Raw genomic sequence first — 18,246 nt, forward strand, 5'->3', positions numbered from 1 at the left:
GTCAGCTCCAGGTTCTGACCCAAATATATATAATAAAGGAGAAACATTATGGCTAAGTTAGATGGGAAAGTTGCATTGATTACGGGCGCCGCAGCAGGGCTGGGCGAGGGCATTGCCACTGCTTACGCAAAGTACGGGGCAAAGCTGTGCATGGTGGATCTTTCTAAGGATGTGGAAAAGACCGCACAAAAGCTTCGCCAGGAATATGGCGCAGAGATTATCACGGTGATTGCTAATGTTGCCGATAAGGAGCAGATGAAGGCTGCTGCCGCCCAGACAATAGAAGCCTTCGGAGCGCTTAATGTGGCCTGCTGCAATGCCGGGGTATGCCGGCTTGCGCCCTTTGAGGAAATGCCGGATGAGATTCGGGATTTTCATATTGACGTTAATATTAAGGGAGTATGGAATACATGCCAGTCTGTGATTCCGTATATGCTTAAAAATGGCGGAGGAAATATTGTAATCGCTTCTTCTGTAACAGGCGATATTGTAGCTGATGCAGGAGAGGCCGCATATGCAATGACCAAGGCCGCTTTGGTTGGTCTTACCAAATGCCTGGCAGTTGAGTATGCGGATCGGAATATCCGTGTCAACTGCTCACAGCTTGGATATGCGAGAACCCCCATGGTAGAAAAGATGGCAGTAGAATCAAATCCGGCAGATCCGGAGAGGGCGATCATGGACATTGCTAAGGGAGTTCCAATGAAGCGTCTGGCAAAGCCGATAGAGGTTGGAGAACTGTTTGCGTTCCTCGGAAGCGATGAGTCCAGCTATTTAACAGGCTCTCAGATTGTTATTGATGGAGGCAGCACACTTCCTGAGACAATGAGCATTGGAACCAATTAGTCCACATCAGGTACGGTTTTGAGTAGCTATATTAGCTCCGTTCTCTTAGAGGCAGCCGAGATGTGATATGCTTGTAGACTTGCGCTTTGTTCAGGCCTTTGGGAAGGTGGCGGCCAGGCAGCTCTTAGGAGCGGCCTTTGGCCTATGCGCCTGATTCCGTGAAATTTAAATGGAACTGAAAACTTTGGAAACTAGTTTTAAAATTATCATAGGAGTAGGCAGGGATCAAAGCAAACCAGCAACCCACTGAGCTCAGCCGGTGGTTGCAATGATTGCTACAAAAATTGCCGCATATCCATAGCAAGCTTTTCTTCCAGGTTGATCAGACGTTTCGTAATATTTTTAGATTGCTCGCTGGCTGCCTTATATTGGTTTAAATATTTGTGGAGTGATTTAACGCCCATATTGCTGCCGTCTGTCATAAGATCCGCTATTGTCTGATCGGATTTATTCATAGCCAGTTTAACACGGCTCTTGCTCCATGACATGCTCTGTGCGATGGGATTAGAGGCTTTTCCCTCGTCATGATATTTCTCTAAAAGAATTTTTATTTCCTCTTTCATCTGTATATGCTGGTTTTTACATTCTGCTAGACATTGTTTTAAGGTATCGCTGTGGGTATAGTCCAAAACATCATCAATGGATGCAATCCCCATTTGGATGCCTGCGTCACATTCCCGAAGTAATTTTATGGTATCCTGCTCGATCATGTCCGGTTTATCTCCTTACTTTAGTCTGTAGAATTAGTCTGCCCATCTGAACCCAGATTATTCTGCTGTGATGATGGAATTGCGTTTAATGGATATATAGTGAATTAAGACAGATAATTATGCGGATGTCATTTATGTAGATAGCTTAGGTTAGCTAATTCTAACTTTTTTGTGAAAACCCTGGATCTGCAAACAAGAGTATGATATAATTACTACATAAATTTATAACCCCGGCAATGATAAGGCCATAGATAGCAATGGGCTATGAACCCCATTTAAAAAGCTTTTATTTAATTATAAAGGCGGAGATATAATTATTAATTTATTATAAGGAGGACGTACGATGAAATTACAAAAAGAATTTAATCAGTATTTGGCAGATTTGGCTGTCATGACCTTTAAGCTTCACAACCTGCACTGGAATGTAACCGGTTCCCAGTTCGTTCCTGTCCACGAGTTTACAGAAGCATTATATGATAAATTATTTGAATATTTTGATGCCATAGGCGAGCACCAGAAGATGTATGGCATTTTGCCGGATTGCAGGTTGAGCGAGTATTTAACGAACGCATCCATTCAGGAAGAGGATACAAGGCTGTTTACAGATAAAGAAGTGCTGTCTATTTTGAAGCAGGATTTATCTGCATTAAGGACAGAGGCAACGGCAATAAGGAATGCAAGCGATGAAGAAGGCTGGTTTTCTGCTGTCAGCCTATTGGAGGAGCATGTGGATTACTATAACAAACAGCTTTGGTTTATACAAGCTACCTTAGGTGTATAGCTGGATTCAATGTAATGTCTAAGTGAAGATTCAAAGTGGGAGGCACGTATTAAAGCGTGTCTTCCGCTTTTTTTTGGGCTATTTATGAATAACTGTTACTGAGCGTATAGAGCTGACTTCGTCCTGTGGAATGTATAAAACCAAGGTAAGAATAGATATTTGAAGCTGCTGGAAGCAGAGGAGAGAGCAAATGCTCTGAAAGGACTTTTGTATGTTTTGCGATCAGTTTTGAGAATAAGAAATATGAGTTGGACATAAATAAAAATGGATATATACATAAAATGAAAGGATCATACAATACTGATTCTAAATATTTTCTTATAATAAAAAAATATAGAAAAGAAATTGAATGTTTATGCAAATGCATGTAATACGAGTAGCATATGCAATCAAGCAGCGGATGTAGGCCTGATTTTGGTTGTAAAGCACAGGAAGAAGGGACTGTAATTACAGCTTTAGCCAGGCTTTTCCGTTGCCAAGAAAGGTTTTTAAACATGCAGTTAAATTTGACCACAGACTATGCGTTGAGATGTATGCTTTATCTTGCGGATAAGAAAGGCCTATCTACCTCGTTGGAGATAGGAAGAGCAGTGGGTTTGGAGCGGATGTTTGTTCAAAAGATTTTGCGCTCCCTGCGGGAGGCGAAGCTAGTCTGCAGTGAAAATGGAGGGTATGGCGGATATAAACTGGCGAAGGAGCCAGAGGACATCGTTTTGATGGAAATACTGATTCCGTTTGAAAAGACAATAAAAATAAACCGCTGTCTTGAGAAGGATGGATATTGTGGAAGGAGAGGCGTAGGGAACTGCTCTTTGCATGAGTTCTATAAAAAAGTACAGGGGCTGTTAGATGAATTTTTTCTTAATACAACACTTAGAGATGTGTTGGAACAGAAATTCCGGTTCTATCCTGAACAGACTCATTAACCTTCTGACGGGGGTGGATTCCTTGAGCGGGCAGGTGAATATTTAACCTTCAGGCAAGGCAGGATCGGGCTTGTAAATACGTCATATAAAGCAATGAACAATATAGGAATTATAGTTCTTATAGTTCAAAATAAAATAAGAAAGAGGTAGCGCTATGGCAGACAGAGGTTTTACAGATCAGTTAAAAGGAAAGGCAAAAGAAGTAATTGGTGAAGTGACGGGAGATGACAGGATAAAGGCCAAGGGCCTGGCAGAACAGGTGATTGGAAAAGCAAAGGAAGTTGCTGCTGATGTGAAAGATGCCATGGAGGACGTGGCTGAAAAGACCAGGGAGAAACTAAATAAAGAGTGAAAAAAAGCGTGGTAATTAAGATATTTGTAGCTATCGCGGTGCTGAGCTTGGTGACAGTCGTCGCGATTGTGGCATTTGTGTCTCAAAAAACTTCATCGCAAACATTTTTAATAATTGATGGGAATAAGGTTGACGAGAAGGAATACCGTTGTGCGATGTTTTCCGCTCGCGATGATATTCTGGCCCAAATGAACCAAAGCGGAGATCCTAAACTGATCTGGAACGCTCAAACTGATATAGGAGTCCCTTATGAAATGGTGGCAGAACGAGCCATCCAAATACTTCGGGAGTATTATGCTGTCAATTCTTTGGCAGTCGAATACGGCTATTTAGAGAGTGCCGGCTTTGGAACTCTTACAGAGCAGCTTAAGAGGGAAAATGAATACCGCGCTGCGGCCATTGCTGCCGGAGAGCTTGTTACCGGTCTGACCAGCTATGATTTCGATCAGTACATACAATACCGTATGGACGCGATTCGCCGCCAGTACTGCCAGGATGCTGGTAATCCGGGAATGGCTATATCTGAAACAGAATTGCGGCAGCAGTATGAGCAAGATAAAGGGAGCCTATATACACAGGCGGATGACCTTGACCTGAGCTACATTGAAATTGATACAAATGCTATGGAGCTGTCTGAGCAGGAGCTTTTAGAATTGGAGGCTGAGGTGGAACTCCTTCGTCAGGAGGCTGTGGAATGCGGTTCTTTGCAGGAGGCTTTGACACAGTTCCCGAATTTACGGCAGTATTGTGCTACACTGGCTATTGGCGGGAACGAATATGCCGCCTATGCTAAATCCTACGCGGCTCTGCTCTGTTATGCGGATGGATTGCAGACAGGGGATATTTCTGACCTGATCAGTGAATATGGGACGATTTTTCTGATTGAATGTACGAAAAGAGTAAAAAATGATTATGTACCCTTTGAAAGCCTCACCAGTGTGTTGGAACAGTCTGTTCGCAATCATAGATATGATTGTATGATCCAAGAACGTATCCTTCAATTAAAGGTAGAATACGATGCAGAAAAGCTGTATCAGTATACTGAAGAGCAACTTAGATAAACAAGCGAACGTTTTTATGTTGAAGCAGTTTACGTCCATTGTTGGCTATCGATGGTCAGCGGTATCCGATTCAAGTGTGGTAGCTGGCATTGATTGGCAAACTGTTCGAAAGCAGAAAGGAGTGTAAAAGACTGCATATTTTTCATAGCGAAGTATGTTGTTTCTTTACACTCCTTTATTTGACACTATAAATCACAGTGGTAATGAAAGGAGAAAAGAAAGGAAGATGAGAAGAAAGAAAAGAACGCTGGCTGCTGTTTTGTCTTTGACCATGATGTTAAGCAGCAACATGCCCTTAGCCGCCTTTGCAGAGGAGGCGGCAGCAACGTCCTTTGTTTCCGGCGGCACCGTTGAAGCACCTGCGCCGGCAGAGTCTGGCAGCGGCCATGAAGATGGGGACGCCGCTGATGCTGTGGGCGCCGAATCTACCACATATTATGTGAGTTCGACGAAAGGAAGCAACGAAAACGAGGGAACCAGTGCAGAACAAGCTTTCGCCAGCTTGTTGAAAATTAACGAGATTACTCTTCGGCCTGGTGATAAGGTTCTGTTGGAGCGGGGGTCAGTGTTCCAGAATGAATATCTTCATATAAAGGGATCGGGCAATGCCGATGCACCGATTATAATTGGCAGTTATGGAGACACCGCTTCGCCTCTGCCGCTGATAGCCACGAACGGTTACGGCGTTTGGTATCAGGATTATAATTTGGCCTCTTTGGATAGCACTACCCATGTACTGAGGGGCAATGTTTCTTCATGTATTCTGCTTTATGATGTGGAATATATTGAAATCAGTGATATTGCCATGACCAATGAGGGAAATTTTGCCAGCGGTGAAAGCTACAGCACCGCCGATAGAATGGACCGTACCGGCGTGGCTGCTGTAACCCAGAACATTGGAACAGCAGACCATATTGTGCTGCGAAACCTTGAGATCCGCAATGTGCAGGGCAATGTTTATAATAAGCACATGTGTAATGGCGGAATCTACATGGTATGCGCACAGCCGAAGGATACTGCTACCGGCATCTCAAAATATGATGACGTGTTGATCGAGGGCTGCACCCTGTCTAACGTCAACCGTTGGGGCATCGCAGTGGGATATACCTGCTATTGGGACAAATTCAGAACCAGGGAACTTGCGGATGAAGTCGTCATGGAGTATGGTTCCACCAATGTGGTTGTCCGCAATAACTATCTCTCCGATCTGGGAGGCGACGGAATCACTATGATGTATTGCTATCAGCCTCTGGTGGAGCGCAATGTGGTCACAGCTTTTTCGCGGGATATGAACAATTCCATCTACACCCACCCCGTCAGTAAAAAAAATGGCGGTAAAAACCGCGGCGGTATGCTGGCCGCTGGCATTTGGCCCTGGAAGTGCAAGACGCCGATTTTCCAGTACAATGAATGCTATGACGCACATTACAGTCAGGACAGCCAGGCATGGGATGCCGACTCCGGCGACGGCTGCGTCTATCAGTACAACTACTCATCCAATAATGCCGGAGGCTGTGTAATGTTCTGCCTGCAGCAGGCGGTTAACAGCGTATTTCGCTATAATATTAGCCAGAACGATTTGGGCGGTATTTTGAATCTGTCTGCAAATCCCAATGGAGAAATTTACAACAATGTGTTTTACATAAAGGAAAATGTTCCGGTCAATCGCATGCGAAACGGCACTACCAATATCTACAACAATATTTTCTACTATGCGGGCAGTGCACCGGCCCCGGAGAAGGTTTGCAACTGGAGCTGGATTAAAGGAACCTGGAGCAACAATATTTATTACAATTTTTCCAACATTCCCAACGACGTCAATGCCATTAGGGAGGACCCCCTGTTTGTCAATGGCGGCAGCGCTCCCGTGGGTGCTCAGGACAATGGTTTGGTGTATGACCGCAGCGTCTTTAACGGTTACAAATTGAAGGAGAACTCTCCCGCCATTGACGCCGGCAAACCGGTTAGCAATGCGGGCGAAAAAGACTTTTTCGGCAACAAGCTGGATAAGATGCCTGACATTGGCGCTTATGAGACTGGACTGTATACGGAGGATTCTAACGCTGCAATCATCCGTACGCCTTATATGATCACCGGCAGGGGAGCCAAGCAGACGCTCAATGTGCCCTCCCTGGAAAAGAATCCCACCACCACGGAGGAGGTACTGGCAAATATTGAAATTGCCTCAAAGGCTAACGCCAGTATTTTGAAAGATGGGGAAGAAGCTGAGCCTATGCTGGTAGAAGACGGCATGATTTTGCGAATCTCTGCGGAAAACGGTGTGTACAGGGACTATACCATCAAAATCAAAAACAGCTACGACTATGTTGAGGAATATTCTTCCGCCCAGGGAAATGTCTGGTTCTACCAATACAAATCCAAAGACGGTACTTATGAGAATATGACGGTACAGGATCAGTGGGGCGGATGGATGGAGAGTTATTCGAATGGTATGTCCAATACCTGGGCGACCGTCGCACGGGACAACAAATCCCACGATGGTATTCTTTCAGGACCTTTGTATAACAAAAATGGCTCCAATGTTGAAAGCGCCGTTATGGCATGGCGCGCTCCAAAATCCGGCAGCGTTACGCTAAGCTTCGGCGGCGGTTCTGTCTCCGGCGGCGCAAAGCTGCGCGGACAGACTTCGGGAGGCCCGTCTTACCTCAAAATAACAAAGAACGGCGACAGCATTATCACGCCTATCAACATGACCGATACCGGCGGCGCCTTCGTCAAGCTGGATTCTCAGGTGATTCAGGTCGAGCAAGGCGACTATATCTGCGTGGAATGCATGACGGAAGCGCAAGCAAGCAATCCTGGTTTCTACGTTTCTCCCGTTGTTTCCTATAACAACATAGGCGATGAGAAGGCTCCGTCTGTTCCGGCCAATGTAAGAGCCTCTCAGGTTCAAGACACGAAGGCAGTTATTAGCTGGGATGCTTCCACCGATAACGTAGGCGTAGAGGGCTATAACGTATATGTTGAAGGTGAATTTAAGGGCACGACCAAACGTAACAGCTATCAACTGACAGGTCTGACAAAAGGTAATGAATATACAGTAGAGGTTAATGCCTTTGACCTTGCAAACAATATTTCCGAAAAAGGCTCTGTCAAATTTACTGCAGAAGCACAGGAGCTGATCTACACCCTGCCGGAGCCTGTGAGCCTGAAGGGCACCGAAGGCGGCATTACGCTGGACGAGGAGGTTCTGGATGCAAGCAAAAGCTTGAATGCAATCACCATCACCGCTGAGTTTGTTGGGCCTGCCTCCCTTGGCTCTATCATCAGCTTTTCTGAAAGCAATGCGATGGGAAATCATTTCCATGTTTATGCAGACGGCGAGACCTTGGGGTATGAGCTGCGCGGTGAATGGGGCAATTACAGCGCTAAGGCCAACTGCCTGGAACCGGGTGCCGAAAACTCGATGGCATTTGTTGCCAACCCAAAGGACTATACCATTAAGTTATTTGCCGATGGTGAATTGGTGAATACCAAGCAGTTGAATGCTTCCTCATGGAAGATGCTGAAAGATTATGCTGCTATGGATGCAGTCACCATTGGCCAGACGCCCCGCAGCTATGTCAGTAAATATCCGTTTATTGGTGATATTCTGAACCTGAACGTATATTCTGTCCCCTTATCCGATCAAGATATAAAGGATAGAAGCAGTGAGACGGTGGATGTGCCTGTAACGGTAGAGAAGGAAAAGCAGTCGAAGGATTACAAGCCGAAAGCCAAAGATGAGGTGATTTATATTGGAGACGAGGTGTCTCTGGATGAAGGCAACATAGCGAATCTGGATGAGCTTCCTGATGATATACTGATAGAGGATATTACAGATTTAGACGAAATCCCAACAGATAGGCCAGGAAATTATAGAAACAAAGGAATGCTTAAAATCACATATTCCGATGGTTACGAAAAAATCCTGAAGGTGACGATCCGGGTGCTGTCTGAGGACGGAGTAGGAACCCCAAGCGAGGCAACTCCAAGTGAAGCAACCCCAAGCGAGGCCAAGGAAAGCGACGCAAAGCGATACGACCCCCTTCCTCAAAAAGTGAGAATTAAGCCAGGAGAAACTCTGGAGCCGGAGGAGGGAATCAAGAATAAGGATGAGCTCCCTTCTGATACAGAGTATAAGGATGTAACGCCTTCCAATGTAGACAAAACAAAGGATTATGAGGCAATTATCAAGGTGGTATATCCAGACGGCTCCTCAGAAGCGATCAAGGTTCCTGTGACGGTTTCTAAAGGCTCAAGGGGTACGGGCGGCAGCTGGAGCGGAAAAGCAGGCAGAAGCCAAAGCGGCGGCTCAGGCTCAAAAATAATCAATACCAGCAATGACCAGATCTACTCAGACCCGGATATGAGCGTAAGCAGCGGCTCCGTAGACGGAAGCTGGATTCTGGTAGACGGGGCTTCCAACAAATGGTCCTATCATACCTCAAAGGGGGCTTTGGCGAAAAATGGATGGATGTATATTTCCCATCCATCTGCCAAGGATGAATATGGGAAATTTAGATGGTTTAAGTTTAACGAAGACGGAATCATGGAGTATGGCTGGATCAAGAGCCAAAATGGGAAATGGTATCACCTCCATACAATTTCTGATGGAAATTTAGGAGTATTGCACAGAGGCTGGTATTATGAGCCGATGGACGGAAAGTGGTACTATCTTGACCAAAAGACAGGAGCAATGCGTGAGGGTTGGATACTGATAGACAACCAGTATTACTATTTTACAGAAGCGTCCAGTGATTTGCAGAAGGAGGACGTCTACTGGCACGATGACAATCACAGCAGGAGACCCTATGGCTCCATGTACCAGAATGAAAGAACCCCGGATAACTACTATGTAGATGCCAATGGAGTTTGGAAGCCGGAATCTTAAAGAGAGGTAATCTGTATCGGCGGTCGATCTGACCGCCGGTTTTTGCTGCTGAAATGGGCATCCCAGCTTCTTCACTGAATCCGCACTGCTTCGGCGGGGCAGCCGGTGCTGTGTGATTCTGTGTAAATCTCATTAATTCGTAATGGTTCTCGGCCTGTACTGCCAGAGTACAGGCGGAAAAAACAGAAAATGAATAGAAGCAAAGGCGTATGGTAAGCTGTTAGGAGAGGAGGAAGAGCCCTGACGGTCAGAAGGAATGCTTGCCATAGGCTTACAAGGCTAACAAATTCCTTGACAATGTATAAAATACGCTATAATATGGAAATGATTCCACAGGTGGGAAATGGGAAGGGAGGAGACGAAGTGAGTTACTTTTGTAAAAACAGGCGAATCTGGTCATTGCTTACAGCGCTGCTGGTGGCTTCTGTACTGCTTCTCTCCGGCCTTTTTATTGTTACACATGGGAAGCATGACTGTACAGGCGAGGACTGTAGGGTATGTTCGGAAATAAAAGTTTGCGTTTCCACGATACGCATTTTGTCAGAGGCTGTGGGAACGGGAGCAGCTGTGGTCTTTGTCTATATCGCTGCTCATAAGCTAGTATTTTCTTATATAGCCGGCTTCTTTCTATGCCCGGCTTCTTTGGTCAGCTTAAAAATCCGTTTAGATAATTGAAATATTCTCATAACAAGGCAGACAACATTTTGTAGAAACTGTTTGACACAAACGGGAGGATTATTTCATGAAGAAAAATTCAATAAAGTCACTAAATGTGCTGGCGATGACAGCGCTTCTTTCTGTTGCTGTGCTTTCTGGCTGCTCTGGCACAAAAGGCTTGGGGGAGACTTCCTCTGCAGCCGCTGCCACAGCAAAAGAGAGTGAAACTACAGCCGCTACTGAATCCAAGGAGGCTTTAACGGAAGCTGAGTCAAAGGATACAGGCGGCGGTAAGCTAAAGGTAATAGCCAGCTTTTATCCTATGTATGATTTTGCGGTTAAAATCGGCGGTGACAGGGCTGAGGTAGTGTGTATGGTTCCATCCGGTACAGAGCCTCATGATTGGGAACCCTCAGCCTCCGATCTTAAAAACCTGGAGGAAGCAGACCTTTTTGTTTATAATGGCGCTGGTATGGAGCATTGGGTGGAGGATGTGCTTGCCGGCCTGGATCATAAAGCTCTGGTAATTGCCGAGGCGTCTCAGGGACTGACCTTTCTGGAGGGACACAGCCATGAGGAAGAAGGGGAGGAGGAAGGCCATGATCACGGCCACTACGATCCCCATGTATGGCTCAGCCCTATGAATGGAAAAAAGGAGATGGAACATATTAAAAATGCCTACATAGAGGCAGATCCAGATCATAAGGATTATTATGAAGCGAACTATGAAACCTATGCTGCCAGGTTCGACCAGCTGGATCAGAGCTATAAGGATACTCTGGCCTCCCTTCCCAATAAGGATATTGTGGTATCGCATGAGGCTTTCGGTTATCTCTGCAATGCTTATGGTTTAAATCAGATGGGAATTGAGGGCCTTTCACCGGATTCGGAGCCAGATCCGGCAAGAATGGCAGAAATAATTGATTTTGTGAAGGAGAGAAATGTAAAGGTTATCTTTTTTGAAGAGCTGGTAAGCCCCAAGGTTGCTGAAGCCGTGGCAAAGGAGACGGGAGCCGTTACCCAGGTTTTAAATCCTTTGGAGGGCTTAAGCGATGAGGAGCTGAAAAAAGGCGCTGATTATTTTTCTGTGATGGAAGACAACCTGAAGCAGTTGGAAAATGCGCTGAAATAATACAGACGGGAGGAGAGAGGATGGATGCTATTGCAGTCAAGGGACTGGACTTCTCCTATGGAAGCGTTCAGGTTCTGAATCAGATTCATTTTACTGTTCCAGAAGGCAGGCTGTCTGTCCTGCTGGGACAAAACGGAGCAGGAAAAAGCACTCTTTTAAGGCTTTTGTTGGGAGAATTGACTTCCAATGGGGAAAAGGGAAGTATCTGGCTTCTGGGACAGCAGATCAGACAGTTTAGAAGCTGGCAGGAGATCAGCTATGTCCCTCAGAGAGGAATGGCATCCTATCAAAGTGTTCCGGCTTCTGTGGAGGAGGTTGTCCGGGCGAATCTGTACGCCCAGATTGGACCTTTCCGGTTGGCTGGAAGAAGGGAAAAGGAGCAGGTCCGGCAGGCCCTGCTCCAGGTGGGAATGGCGGATTTTGGCAAGCGGCTGATTGGGCGTCTGTCCGGCGGTCAGCAGCAGAGAATCCTTTTGGCAAGAGCTTTGGTAAATCGGCCCCGCCTTTTGCTTATGGATGAACCCACGTCAGGCATGGATGAGAAAAGCACAGAGGATTTCTATCAATTATTAAGAAGGATTAACCGGGAACAGGGCGTAACGGTGCTGATGGTAACTCACGACCGGAAACGGCTGGAAGCCATCGCTGACAATATCTGGCTTTTGAAGGAAGGCAATATGAAGCTGATTCAGGGGCGGGAGGAAACAGACAATGGAGATATTTAATTATGGTTTCATGCAGAGGGCTTTTATTGTGGGGCTTTTGCTGGCAGCTGTGATTCCATGTATCGGGATGGTGATTGTATGCAAACGCTTGTCCATGATTGGGGACGCTCTATCCCATACATCCCTTGCCGGAGTGGCGGCCGGTCTGATACTGGGAATGAATCCGGTTGCGGCGGCCGCCATAGCCTGCGTGATAGCTTCCCTGGGAATTGAACTCATACGGAGGAAGATGCCGAGATATTCAGAAATCTCCATTGCCGTCATTATGTCTGCTGGCGTAGGATTGGCTGGCGTACTTTCAGGCTTTGTAAAGAATGCGGCTAACTTCAATAGCTTTTTGTTCGGCAGTATTGTGGCAATCAGCGATTCGGAGCTGTATCTCGTGGTTGGCGTCAGCGCCGTTGCTCTTGCTATGTTCCTTCTGATGTACAAGGAATTATTTTATATATCCCTGGATGAACAGAGCGCAAGGCTGGCGGGAGTGCCAGTGGGCAGGGTGAATTTTTTGTTTACAATTTTGATTGCGGTAACGGTTTCCGTTGCAGCCAGGACAGTGGGGGCTTTGATCGTATCCTCCATGATGGTAGTGCCGGTTGCCTGTGCCATGCAGTTTGGAACGAATTACCGTCAGACTGTGCTTTTAGCGGTAATGTTTAACGTTCTATTTATGATGGCCGGACTGTTCGCCGCCTACTATCTGGGGTTAAAGCCAGGAGGAGCCATTGTTCTGACAGGCGTAGCCTTTCTGATATTGATATTTGCAGGAAAGAAGCTTTTAAGGATAAGGGGCTGATAGAAGGTTGGGGCTGAACGGCAGATAAAGAAAAAAAGAGAAGCATCAGGAGGGAGGGTATATGACAGATATTTACATTGTATCCGGCTTTTTGGGTGCAGGTAAGACTACCTTAATAAAGACTATGCTTCAAACTTTATTTAACAATAAGAAAATTGTTGTGATTGAAAATGAGTTTGGAGACGCAGGAATTGACGCGGGACTGCTCCGGGAATGCAGTCTGACAGTTACCAGTCTGAATGCAGGCTGCATCTGTTGCAGCCTGATGGGAGACTTTGAAAAATCAGTAGACCGGATTCTGAACCAGTATGAGCCGGATGCTATTGTGGTGGAGCCTTCTGGCGTTGGAAGGCTTTCTGACATCGCCAAAAGCTGCTTGCGGCTGGAGGAGGAGGGAAGGCTACGCCTTAAAAAAAACATTACAGTCGTAGACGTACGTACCTTTGATAAATACCTGAAAAACTATGGAGGGTTTTTTGAAGACCAGATTACATATGCGGATTTAGTTTTATTAAGCCATCAGACCCAGAGGCAGGAGGAGGCAGGGAGTGTGGAGAGAGCAATCCGGAAGATGAATCCTGAGGCCAGAGTTGAGACGGGCTTATGGGAGTGTATTCCTTGCGGGGCTTTTTTGGATGCTCATAGAAATGCTTCCCTTTTTCAGATGGAGATGGATCTTGCAGTGGCTATGAAGCCTGTCCGGGTCAGAGCGGCCAGACGTAAAAAGGGCTTTTTCCCGTTTTTCTTTGCCAGTGATATATTTTCTGCAGTTACCTTGGAATGTAAGGAAGCTTTTACGAAAGAACAGCTAAGGAAACGGGTGCTTCATGTAATCCAGAATGCGGATGGAGAAATTCTTAGGGGCAAAGGGATTGTAGCGAACGGCTCTCACAGCTGGATTTTCCATTTTGTACCGGATAGCCTGGAAATTGAGCCGGCAAATATAAAAGGAAGTCAGGTCTGTTTTATTGGAACGGGCCTGGATCAACAGCAGATACAGATATTATTTAGCGAGGAACCGTCATTATGAAGACACCTGTATGGGTTATAACCGGATTATTGGATTCGGGAAAAACCACCTTGATCAATAGACTGATTAAAGAGGAGCTGAGAGAGCTGAACCTTCTGATTCTCCAGTTTGAAGCTGGAGAGGAGCTGGTGAAGGAGAGGGAACGGATACAAAGGCTTATGTTTTCCAAAAGCCAGTTGGAACAGACGCCCCTGGATATTGCCGATGGACTGCTGCTTTACCTGGAACAGCACAGCCCGGATTTGCTCCTGATAGAGTGGAACGGAATGGAGCATTTTCATACTCTGGAGAAAATGCTTTTGCAGTTTTCTGCTAAAGCAGTTCTGTGTGTGGAAAAGGTCGTTTATGTTGTTAAGGATGAGGGCCTGCTAAAAAGACTTTGGGAGGCTGGCCCTGCCGCACGTTCGCAGATTGAAGGAAGCGATTTTGCCTATATCAGAACCAAAGAACATAAGCAGAACCGGAAAATCAAGGATATTCTGCATAGCTGTAATCCAGATATCCGGATTTTTACCGTTCAGAAATGGGAGCGCTTTTTGCAGAAAATGGTTCATTTCAGTATGCCGGCACAGCTATGGTTTCTTATGGCTTTGATGACAGCTATCGCCTGCATAACGGCCTTTACTCTGCTGAAGCCCTTTGAAATTTCAATGGGGCGGTTTATCAGTATATTTCTTGGAGTGTTTCTACAGGCGGTTCCATTTCTGGCGATTGGGGTTTTGCTATCCTCGGTGATTCAGTTTTACCTGCCTCAGGATTGGATTCAGCGCAGATTTCCCAAAACGCTTCTGGCTGGTCAGCTGTTCGCGGTGCTGGCGGGCTTCTGCCTTCCTGTGTGTGACTGCGCCTCCATACCGGTTTTTAAGAGCCTGGTAAAAAAGGGAGTTCCAATGCCTGCCGCCGTGACGTTTATGCTGGTATCCCCTGTGATTAATCCGGTGGTCATTCTTTCTACCTGGTATGCATTTAACGGTAATTACCGGATGCTTGCCGCAAGATGTGGTCTGGGTATTTTGTGCGCGGTGCTCTGTGGCCTGACCTATCTGGTAAAACCGCCTGAAGCGAATCTGGCAGAAGATGAGACGCCTTTTCCAGCAGGCTGCCGGAATTACAGTCTGCCTGTAGAGGAGAAAAGCCCTGTGGCGTATTTTCTGTGGATGCTTCGTCATGGGCAGAGTGAATTTTTTTCAGTGGGGAAATATCTTCTTATCGGAATTGCTGTGTCTGCTCTTTTTCAGGATATGCTTCCCCTGGCAGTGGCTGCCGGTAGAGGAACAGCTCCCTGGGCAGCTCTATTGCTGATGATGGGAATGTCCTTTGCCCTTTCTCTTTGCTCATCCTCCGACGCGGTGGTGGCAAGAAGCATGGCAGGCGGCCTCCCTGCGGGAAGCATTGTTGGCTTTCTGGTATTTGGGCCAATGATGGATATAAAAAATGCGGCTATGCTGCTTTCTGGCTTTAAGCCCGGCTTTGTCGCCCGGCTAAGCGTGACCACATTTCTGGTTTGCTTCATAGTAGTTTTAATGTTTATGCTGTGCGGAAGCGGAGGGATTCGGATATGACGTTAAAGGGTAAGGGAATGAACCTTCAAGTGCTGGCAGAATGCTGCTGCTATCTGTTTTTTGGACATCTTCTGTTTCAAATGACCTGGTCTGGAGACTATTTAAACTATGTAACTCCGCGAATGAAGCCCTATCTCTACGGGATGGTTTTGCTGATGCTTCTATGGGCTGCGGTGGAGGGAAGATATCTGCTGACTCCGCAGTATAAGATAAGGCTGGCTCGTTCCTGTGTTTTAATGATACCCATACTGCTCATTTCTCTTCGTCCTGGGCTTCCGGGAGGAAGCAGCATGATACGGGATTACGCGAGCTCAAAGATTGCCAGCACTCCCGGAACGGAGGAAGCAGCCCCTTTGCAGGCTGAAGGGGCTGGCACAGAAGCCGGCGGATATTTAAAAGAAGATTTTCAGGACAGCGCTGTTTTAGCCGGCGATGAAGAACGGCCCTGGTATGCCTTAAATGGTTTGGATGAGAATACAAAAACCATTGTAATTGCAGATGAGGACTACTATACCTGGATGTATGAGCTGGGCTCCTTTCCTGAAAAATATGAAGGCTACACAGTTGAGATGAAGGGTTTTATTTACCGGAGTCCGGAGATTAAAAAGGAACATGACTTTGCCTTGGTTCGCCTGTCCATGTGGTGCTGTGCGGCAGACCTGGCTCCGATGGGGCTTTTAGTTGACAACGGTGGAAAACAGGAATTACAGGATGATACATGGGTGGTGGTTAAAGGAAGCTTCGGAATCACTGAATATGGTTCTGACCCTATCCTGAAGGCCCAGAGCATAGAGCCGGCTGAGAAGCCGGAAGTAGAATATGTGTATCCCTATTTTTAAATCATGACAGGAAGGCTGCTAGTCTAAATCTCGTCCTGAACGTTCTCAGGCTTTCTTTTTACGGGAATTTCATGTATAATGAGATATAAAAGAGCAGAAGTGGGAGCCGGGACGTGTTGGAGAAGTATAAGCTTACTCTTCGGAAAAGCAGGAAGAAGCAGATAAAGCTGTGAAATCAGGATGTCTTTTGACATAGGATTATCCAATGTGTCGTAAGCCCCCTTACTTTAACTATGAGGAGTGTCAAGGAGGCTGCTTATGATACTAAGCGTCAGCAGAAGAACCGATGTGCCAAACTATTATTCTGACTGGTTCCTGAGGCGGATCAGAGAAGGCTTTCTTTATGTCAGCAACCCTGTAAATCCCCATCAAATCAGCCGGATTCATCTGTCGCCAGAGTTGGTGGACTGTATTGTTTTCTGGACTAAAAACCCTGTGGGGATTATAAACAGGCTAGAGGAATTGCAGAGCTATCAGTATTATTTTCAGTACACCATCACAGGCTATGGAAGAGATATTGAACCGAATCTTCCGGATAAAAAAGCATGCTTGATTCCTGCGTTCCAGAGGCTTTCTGGCATGCTTGGCATGGATAGAGTCATCTGGAGGTACGATCCGATCCTGCTGAATGAACGGTATACCTGGGAGTACCATATAAACGCCTTTTCTCAGATAGCCCGAAGCCTGAAAGGATATACAGAACACGTGGTTATCAGCTTCCTGGATCTTTACGCAAAAACAAAAAAGAACACCAGGGGGATGAATATAAAAGTAATGAATCAGGGGGAAATGACTTCTCTGGCAGGAAGGCTGGCAGCGATTGCGGCTGAAAATCATATGACAGTTCAGGCCTGCTGCGAGGATCTTGCTTTGAAGGGGACAGGCCTTTTTCAGGGAAGCTGTATTGATAAAAGACTCATAGAAAAACTTCTGGGCTGCAGAGTGAAGGTGAGTAAAGATCCAAACCAGAGAGTGGAGTGCGGCTGTGCAGCCAGTATTGATGTGGGAGCCTATGACACCTGCCTGAATGGGTGCAGATATTGCTATGCAAATTTTAACAGCGACCGGGTGAAAGCCAACGCTGGACTGTATGATGTAAATTCGCCTCTTTTATGCAAAAACCTTGGGCCGGAGGATAAAGTGACAGAGCGTAAGGCTATATCCTTAAAAGAGGAACAGCTGTCTCTATTTTAGAAAGTCTTAGGATACGCGGCTGGACGAAAAATAAGACTTTTCTCCAGACAATTCAATCAGAATGTGGCAGGATATCCTGGCTTAAACTTGGAAAGGAGACATAAAAGCAGGATTTGGCAGGATTGAGAAGAATAGGCTGTATATCAGAATCAGAAGAGTGGCTGGCCTATATCAGGAGGAAGGGAAATGCTGTATATACATAAGGTCCAATCTCCAGCAGGACTTTTGACCCTCGCAAGCCATGGAGAAAGCATCACAGGATTATGGATAGAAGGGCAGAAATATTACGGAAGCACGCTGGATAAAAGGCTTCTGAACACAGACAGGCAAGGAAGCCTGTGCCTTAAGAAAGGCTGGGAAAAAGAGAAAGGAGTGAAAGCTGGAGGAGATCTTCCGGTTTTTCAGGAGGCTGTCTGCTGGCTAGCAGCCTATTTTGCGGGAGAGGAGCCGGGGCCTTTGCCGCAATTAGCTCCCAGCGGGAGCCGATTCCGGCAGATGGTGTGGAGCCTGCTGCTGGAGATACCGAAGGGCCATACCACCACCTACGGAGCGATTGGAAGGGAGCTGGCCGTCAGGACAGGGCGGGTTCCTATGTCTGCACAGGCAATCGGAGGAGCAGTTGGGCATAACCCTATTTCCATTCTGATACCCTGTCACCGGGTGCTGGGGGCGGACGGCGGACTTAGAGGCTATGCCGGAGGCATTGAGGTCAAAAAAATGCTTCTGGCTCTGGAAGCGCTATGA

16 protein-coding genes are annotated in these 18,246 nt (G+C 46.4%); 15 read left to right on the forward strand and 1 reads right to left on the reverse strand.

Annotated elements, in window-relative coordinates:
• The first annotated feature begins 48 nt into the window (after positions 1 to 48).
• Positions 49 to 846 carry an SDR family oxidoreductase UcpA gene (gene ucpA, locus FYJ39_RS02815; RefSeq protein WP_154470943.1) on the forward strand — a complete coding sequence of 266 codons (798 nt, stop codon included), beginning with the start codon at positions 49 to 51 and terminating at the stop codon, positions 844 to 846.
• A gap of 275 nt (positions 847 to 1,121) precedes the next feature.
• Here ucpA and FYJ39_RS02820 read toward each other — a convergent pair whose 3' ends face one another.
• On the reverse strand, positions 1,122 to 1,556 hold the full coding sequence (locus FYJ39_RS02820) for a hypothetical protein (RefSeq protein WP_154470944.1): 435 nt from the start codon (positions 1,554 to 1,556) through the stop codon (positions 1,122 to 1,124).
• 343 nt (positions 1,557 to 1,899) lie between these two features.
• Between FYJ39_RS02820 and FYJ39_RS02825 the strand changes: the two genes are divergently transcribed.
• From FYJ39_RS02825 to FYJ39_RS02890, 14 genes are all read left to right on the forward strand, one after another.
• A complete protein-coding gene (locus FYJ39_RS02825) occupies positions 1,900 to 2,337 on the forward strand; it encodes a Dps family protein (protein WP_154470945.1) in 438 nt (145 codons plus the stop codon).
• 494 nt (positions 2,338 to 2,831) lie between these two features.
• Positions 2,832 to 3,263, forward strand: a complete 432-nt coding sequence (locus FYJ39_RS02830) for an RrF2 family transcriptional regulator (protein WP_154470946.1) — start codon at positions 2,832 to 2,834, stop codon at positions 3,261 to 3,263.
• Between the two features lie 154 nt (positions 3,264 to 3,417).
• Complete coding sequence (locus tag FYJ39_RS02835; RefSeq protein ID WP_154470947.1) at positions 3,418 to 3,615, forward strand: CsbD family protein; 198 nt, start codon at positions 3,418 to 3,420, stop codon at positions 3,613 to 3,615.
• Positions 3,612 to 4,676 (forward strand): hypothetical protein, encoded by a 1,065-nt coding sequence (locus FYJ39_RS02840; RefSeq protein WP_154470948.1) that lies wholly within the window; start codon positions 3,612 to 3,614, stop codon positions 4,674 to 4,676. Before FYJ39_RS02835 ends, FYJ39_RS02840 begins: the two co-directional genes overlap by 4 nt.
• Before the next feature lie 226 nt (positions 4,677 to 4,902).
• Positions 4,903 to 9,570, forward strand: a complete 4,668-nt coding sequence (locus FYJ39_RS02845) for a Rib/alpha-like domain-containing protein (RefSeq protein ID WP_195840361.1) — start codon at positions 4,903 to 4,905, stop codon at positions 9,568 to 9,570.
• Positions 9,571 to 9,933: 363 nt separating this feature from the next.
• On the forward strand, positions 9,934 to 10,245 hold the full coding sequence (locus FYJ39_RS02850; RefSeq protein ID WP_287847247.1) for an AraC family transcriptional regulator: 312 nt from the start codon (positions 9,934 to 9,936) through the stop codon (positions 10,243 to 10,245).
• 67 nt (positions 10,246 to 10,312) lie between these two features.
• On the forward strand, positions 10,313 to 11,359 hold the full coding sequence (locus tag FYJ39_RS02855) for a metal ABC transporter substrate-binding protein (RefSeq protein ID WP_154470950.1): 1,047 nt from the start codon (positions 10,313 to 10,315) through the stop codon (positions 11,357 to 11,359).
• Positions 11,360 to 11,379: 20 nt separating this feature from the next.
• Complete coding sequence (locus FYJ39_RS02860; protein WP_154470951.1) at positions 11,380 to 12,084, forward strand: metal ABC transporter ATP-binding protein; 705 nt, start codon at positions 11,380 to 11,382, stop codon at positions 12,082 to 12,084.
• On the forward strand, positions 12,071 to 12,877 hold the full coding sequence (locus tag FYJ39_RS02865; protein WP_154470952.1) for a metal ABC transporter permease: 807 nt from the start codon (positions 12,071 to 12,073) through the stop codon (positions 12,875 to 12,877). The genes FYJ39_RS02860 and FYJ39_RS02865 overlap by 14 nt, the downstream gene beginning before the upstream one ends.
• A 61-nt stretch (positions 12,878 to 12,938) precedes the next feature.
• On the forward strand, positions 12,939 to 13,907 hold the full coding sequence (locus tag FYJ39_RS02870) for a CobW family GTP-binding protein (protein WP_154470953.1): 969 nt from the start codon (positions 12,939 to 12,941) through the stop codon (positions 13,905 to 13,907).
• The gene (locus FYJ39_RS02875) at positions 13,904 to 15,469 is read left to right on the forward strand and encodes a permease (RefSeq protein WP_154470954.1); all 1,566 of its coding nucleotides are present in this window, start codon (positions 13,904 to 13,906) and stop codon (positions 15,467 to 15,469) included. The genes FYJ39_RS02870 and FYJ39_RS02875 overlap by 4 nt, the downstream gene beginning before the upstream one ends.
• Entirely contained in the window at positions 15,466 to 16,308 is an 843-nt protein-coding gene (locus tag FYJ39_RS02880; RefSeq protein ID WP_154470955.1) for a TIGR03943 family putative permease subunit, read from the forward strand. The genes FYJ39_RS02875 and FYJ39_RS02880 overlap by 4 nt, the downstream gene beginning before the upstream one ends.
• A 258-nt stretch (positions 16,309 to 16,566) precedes the next feature.
• On the forward strand, positions 16,567 to 17,502 hold the full coding sequence (locus FYJ39_RS02885) for a DUF1848 domain-containing protein (protein WP_154470956.1): 936 nt from the start codon (positions 16,567 to 16,569) through the stop codon (positions 17,500 to 17,502).
• Between the two features lie 186 nt (positions 17,503 to 17,688).
• Complete coding sequence (locus FYJ39_RS02890; RefSeq protein WP_154470957.1) at positions 17,689 to 18,246, forward strand: methylated-DNA--[protein]-cysteine S-methyltransferase; 558 nt, start codon at positions 17,689 to 17,691, stop codon at positions 18,244 to 18,246.

This window comes from Clostridium porci (assembly GCF_009696375.1).
Lineage (GTDB): Bacteria > Bacillota > Clostridia > Lachnospirales > Lachnospiraceae > Enterocloster > Enterocloster porci.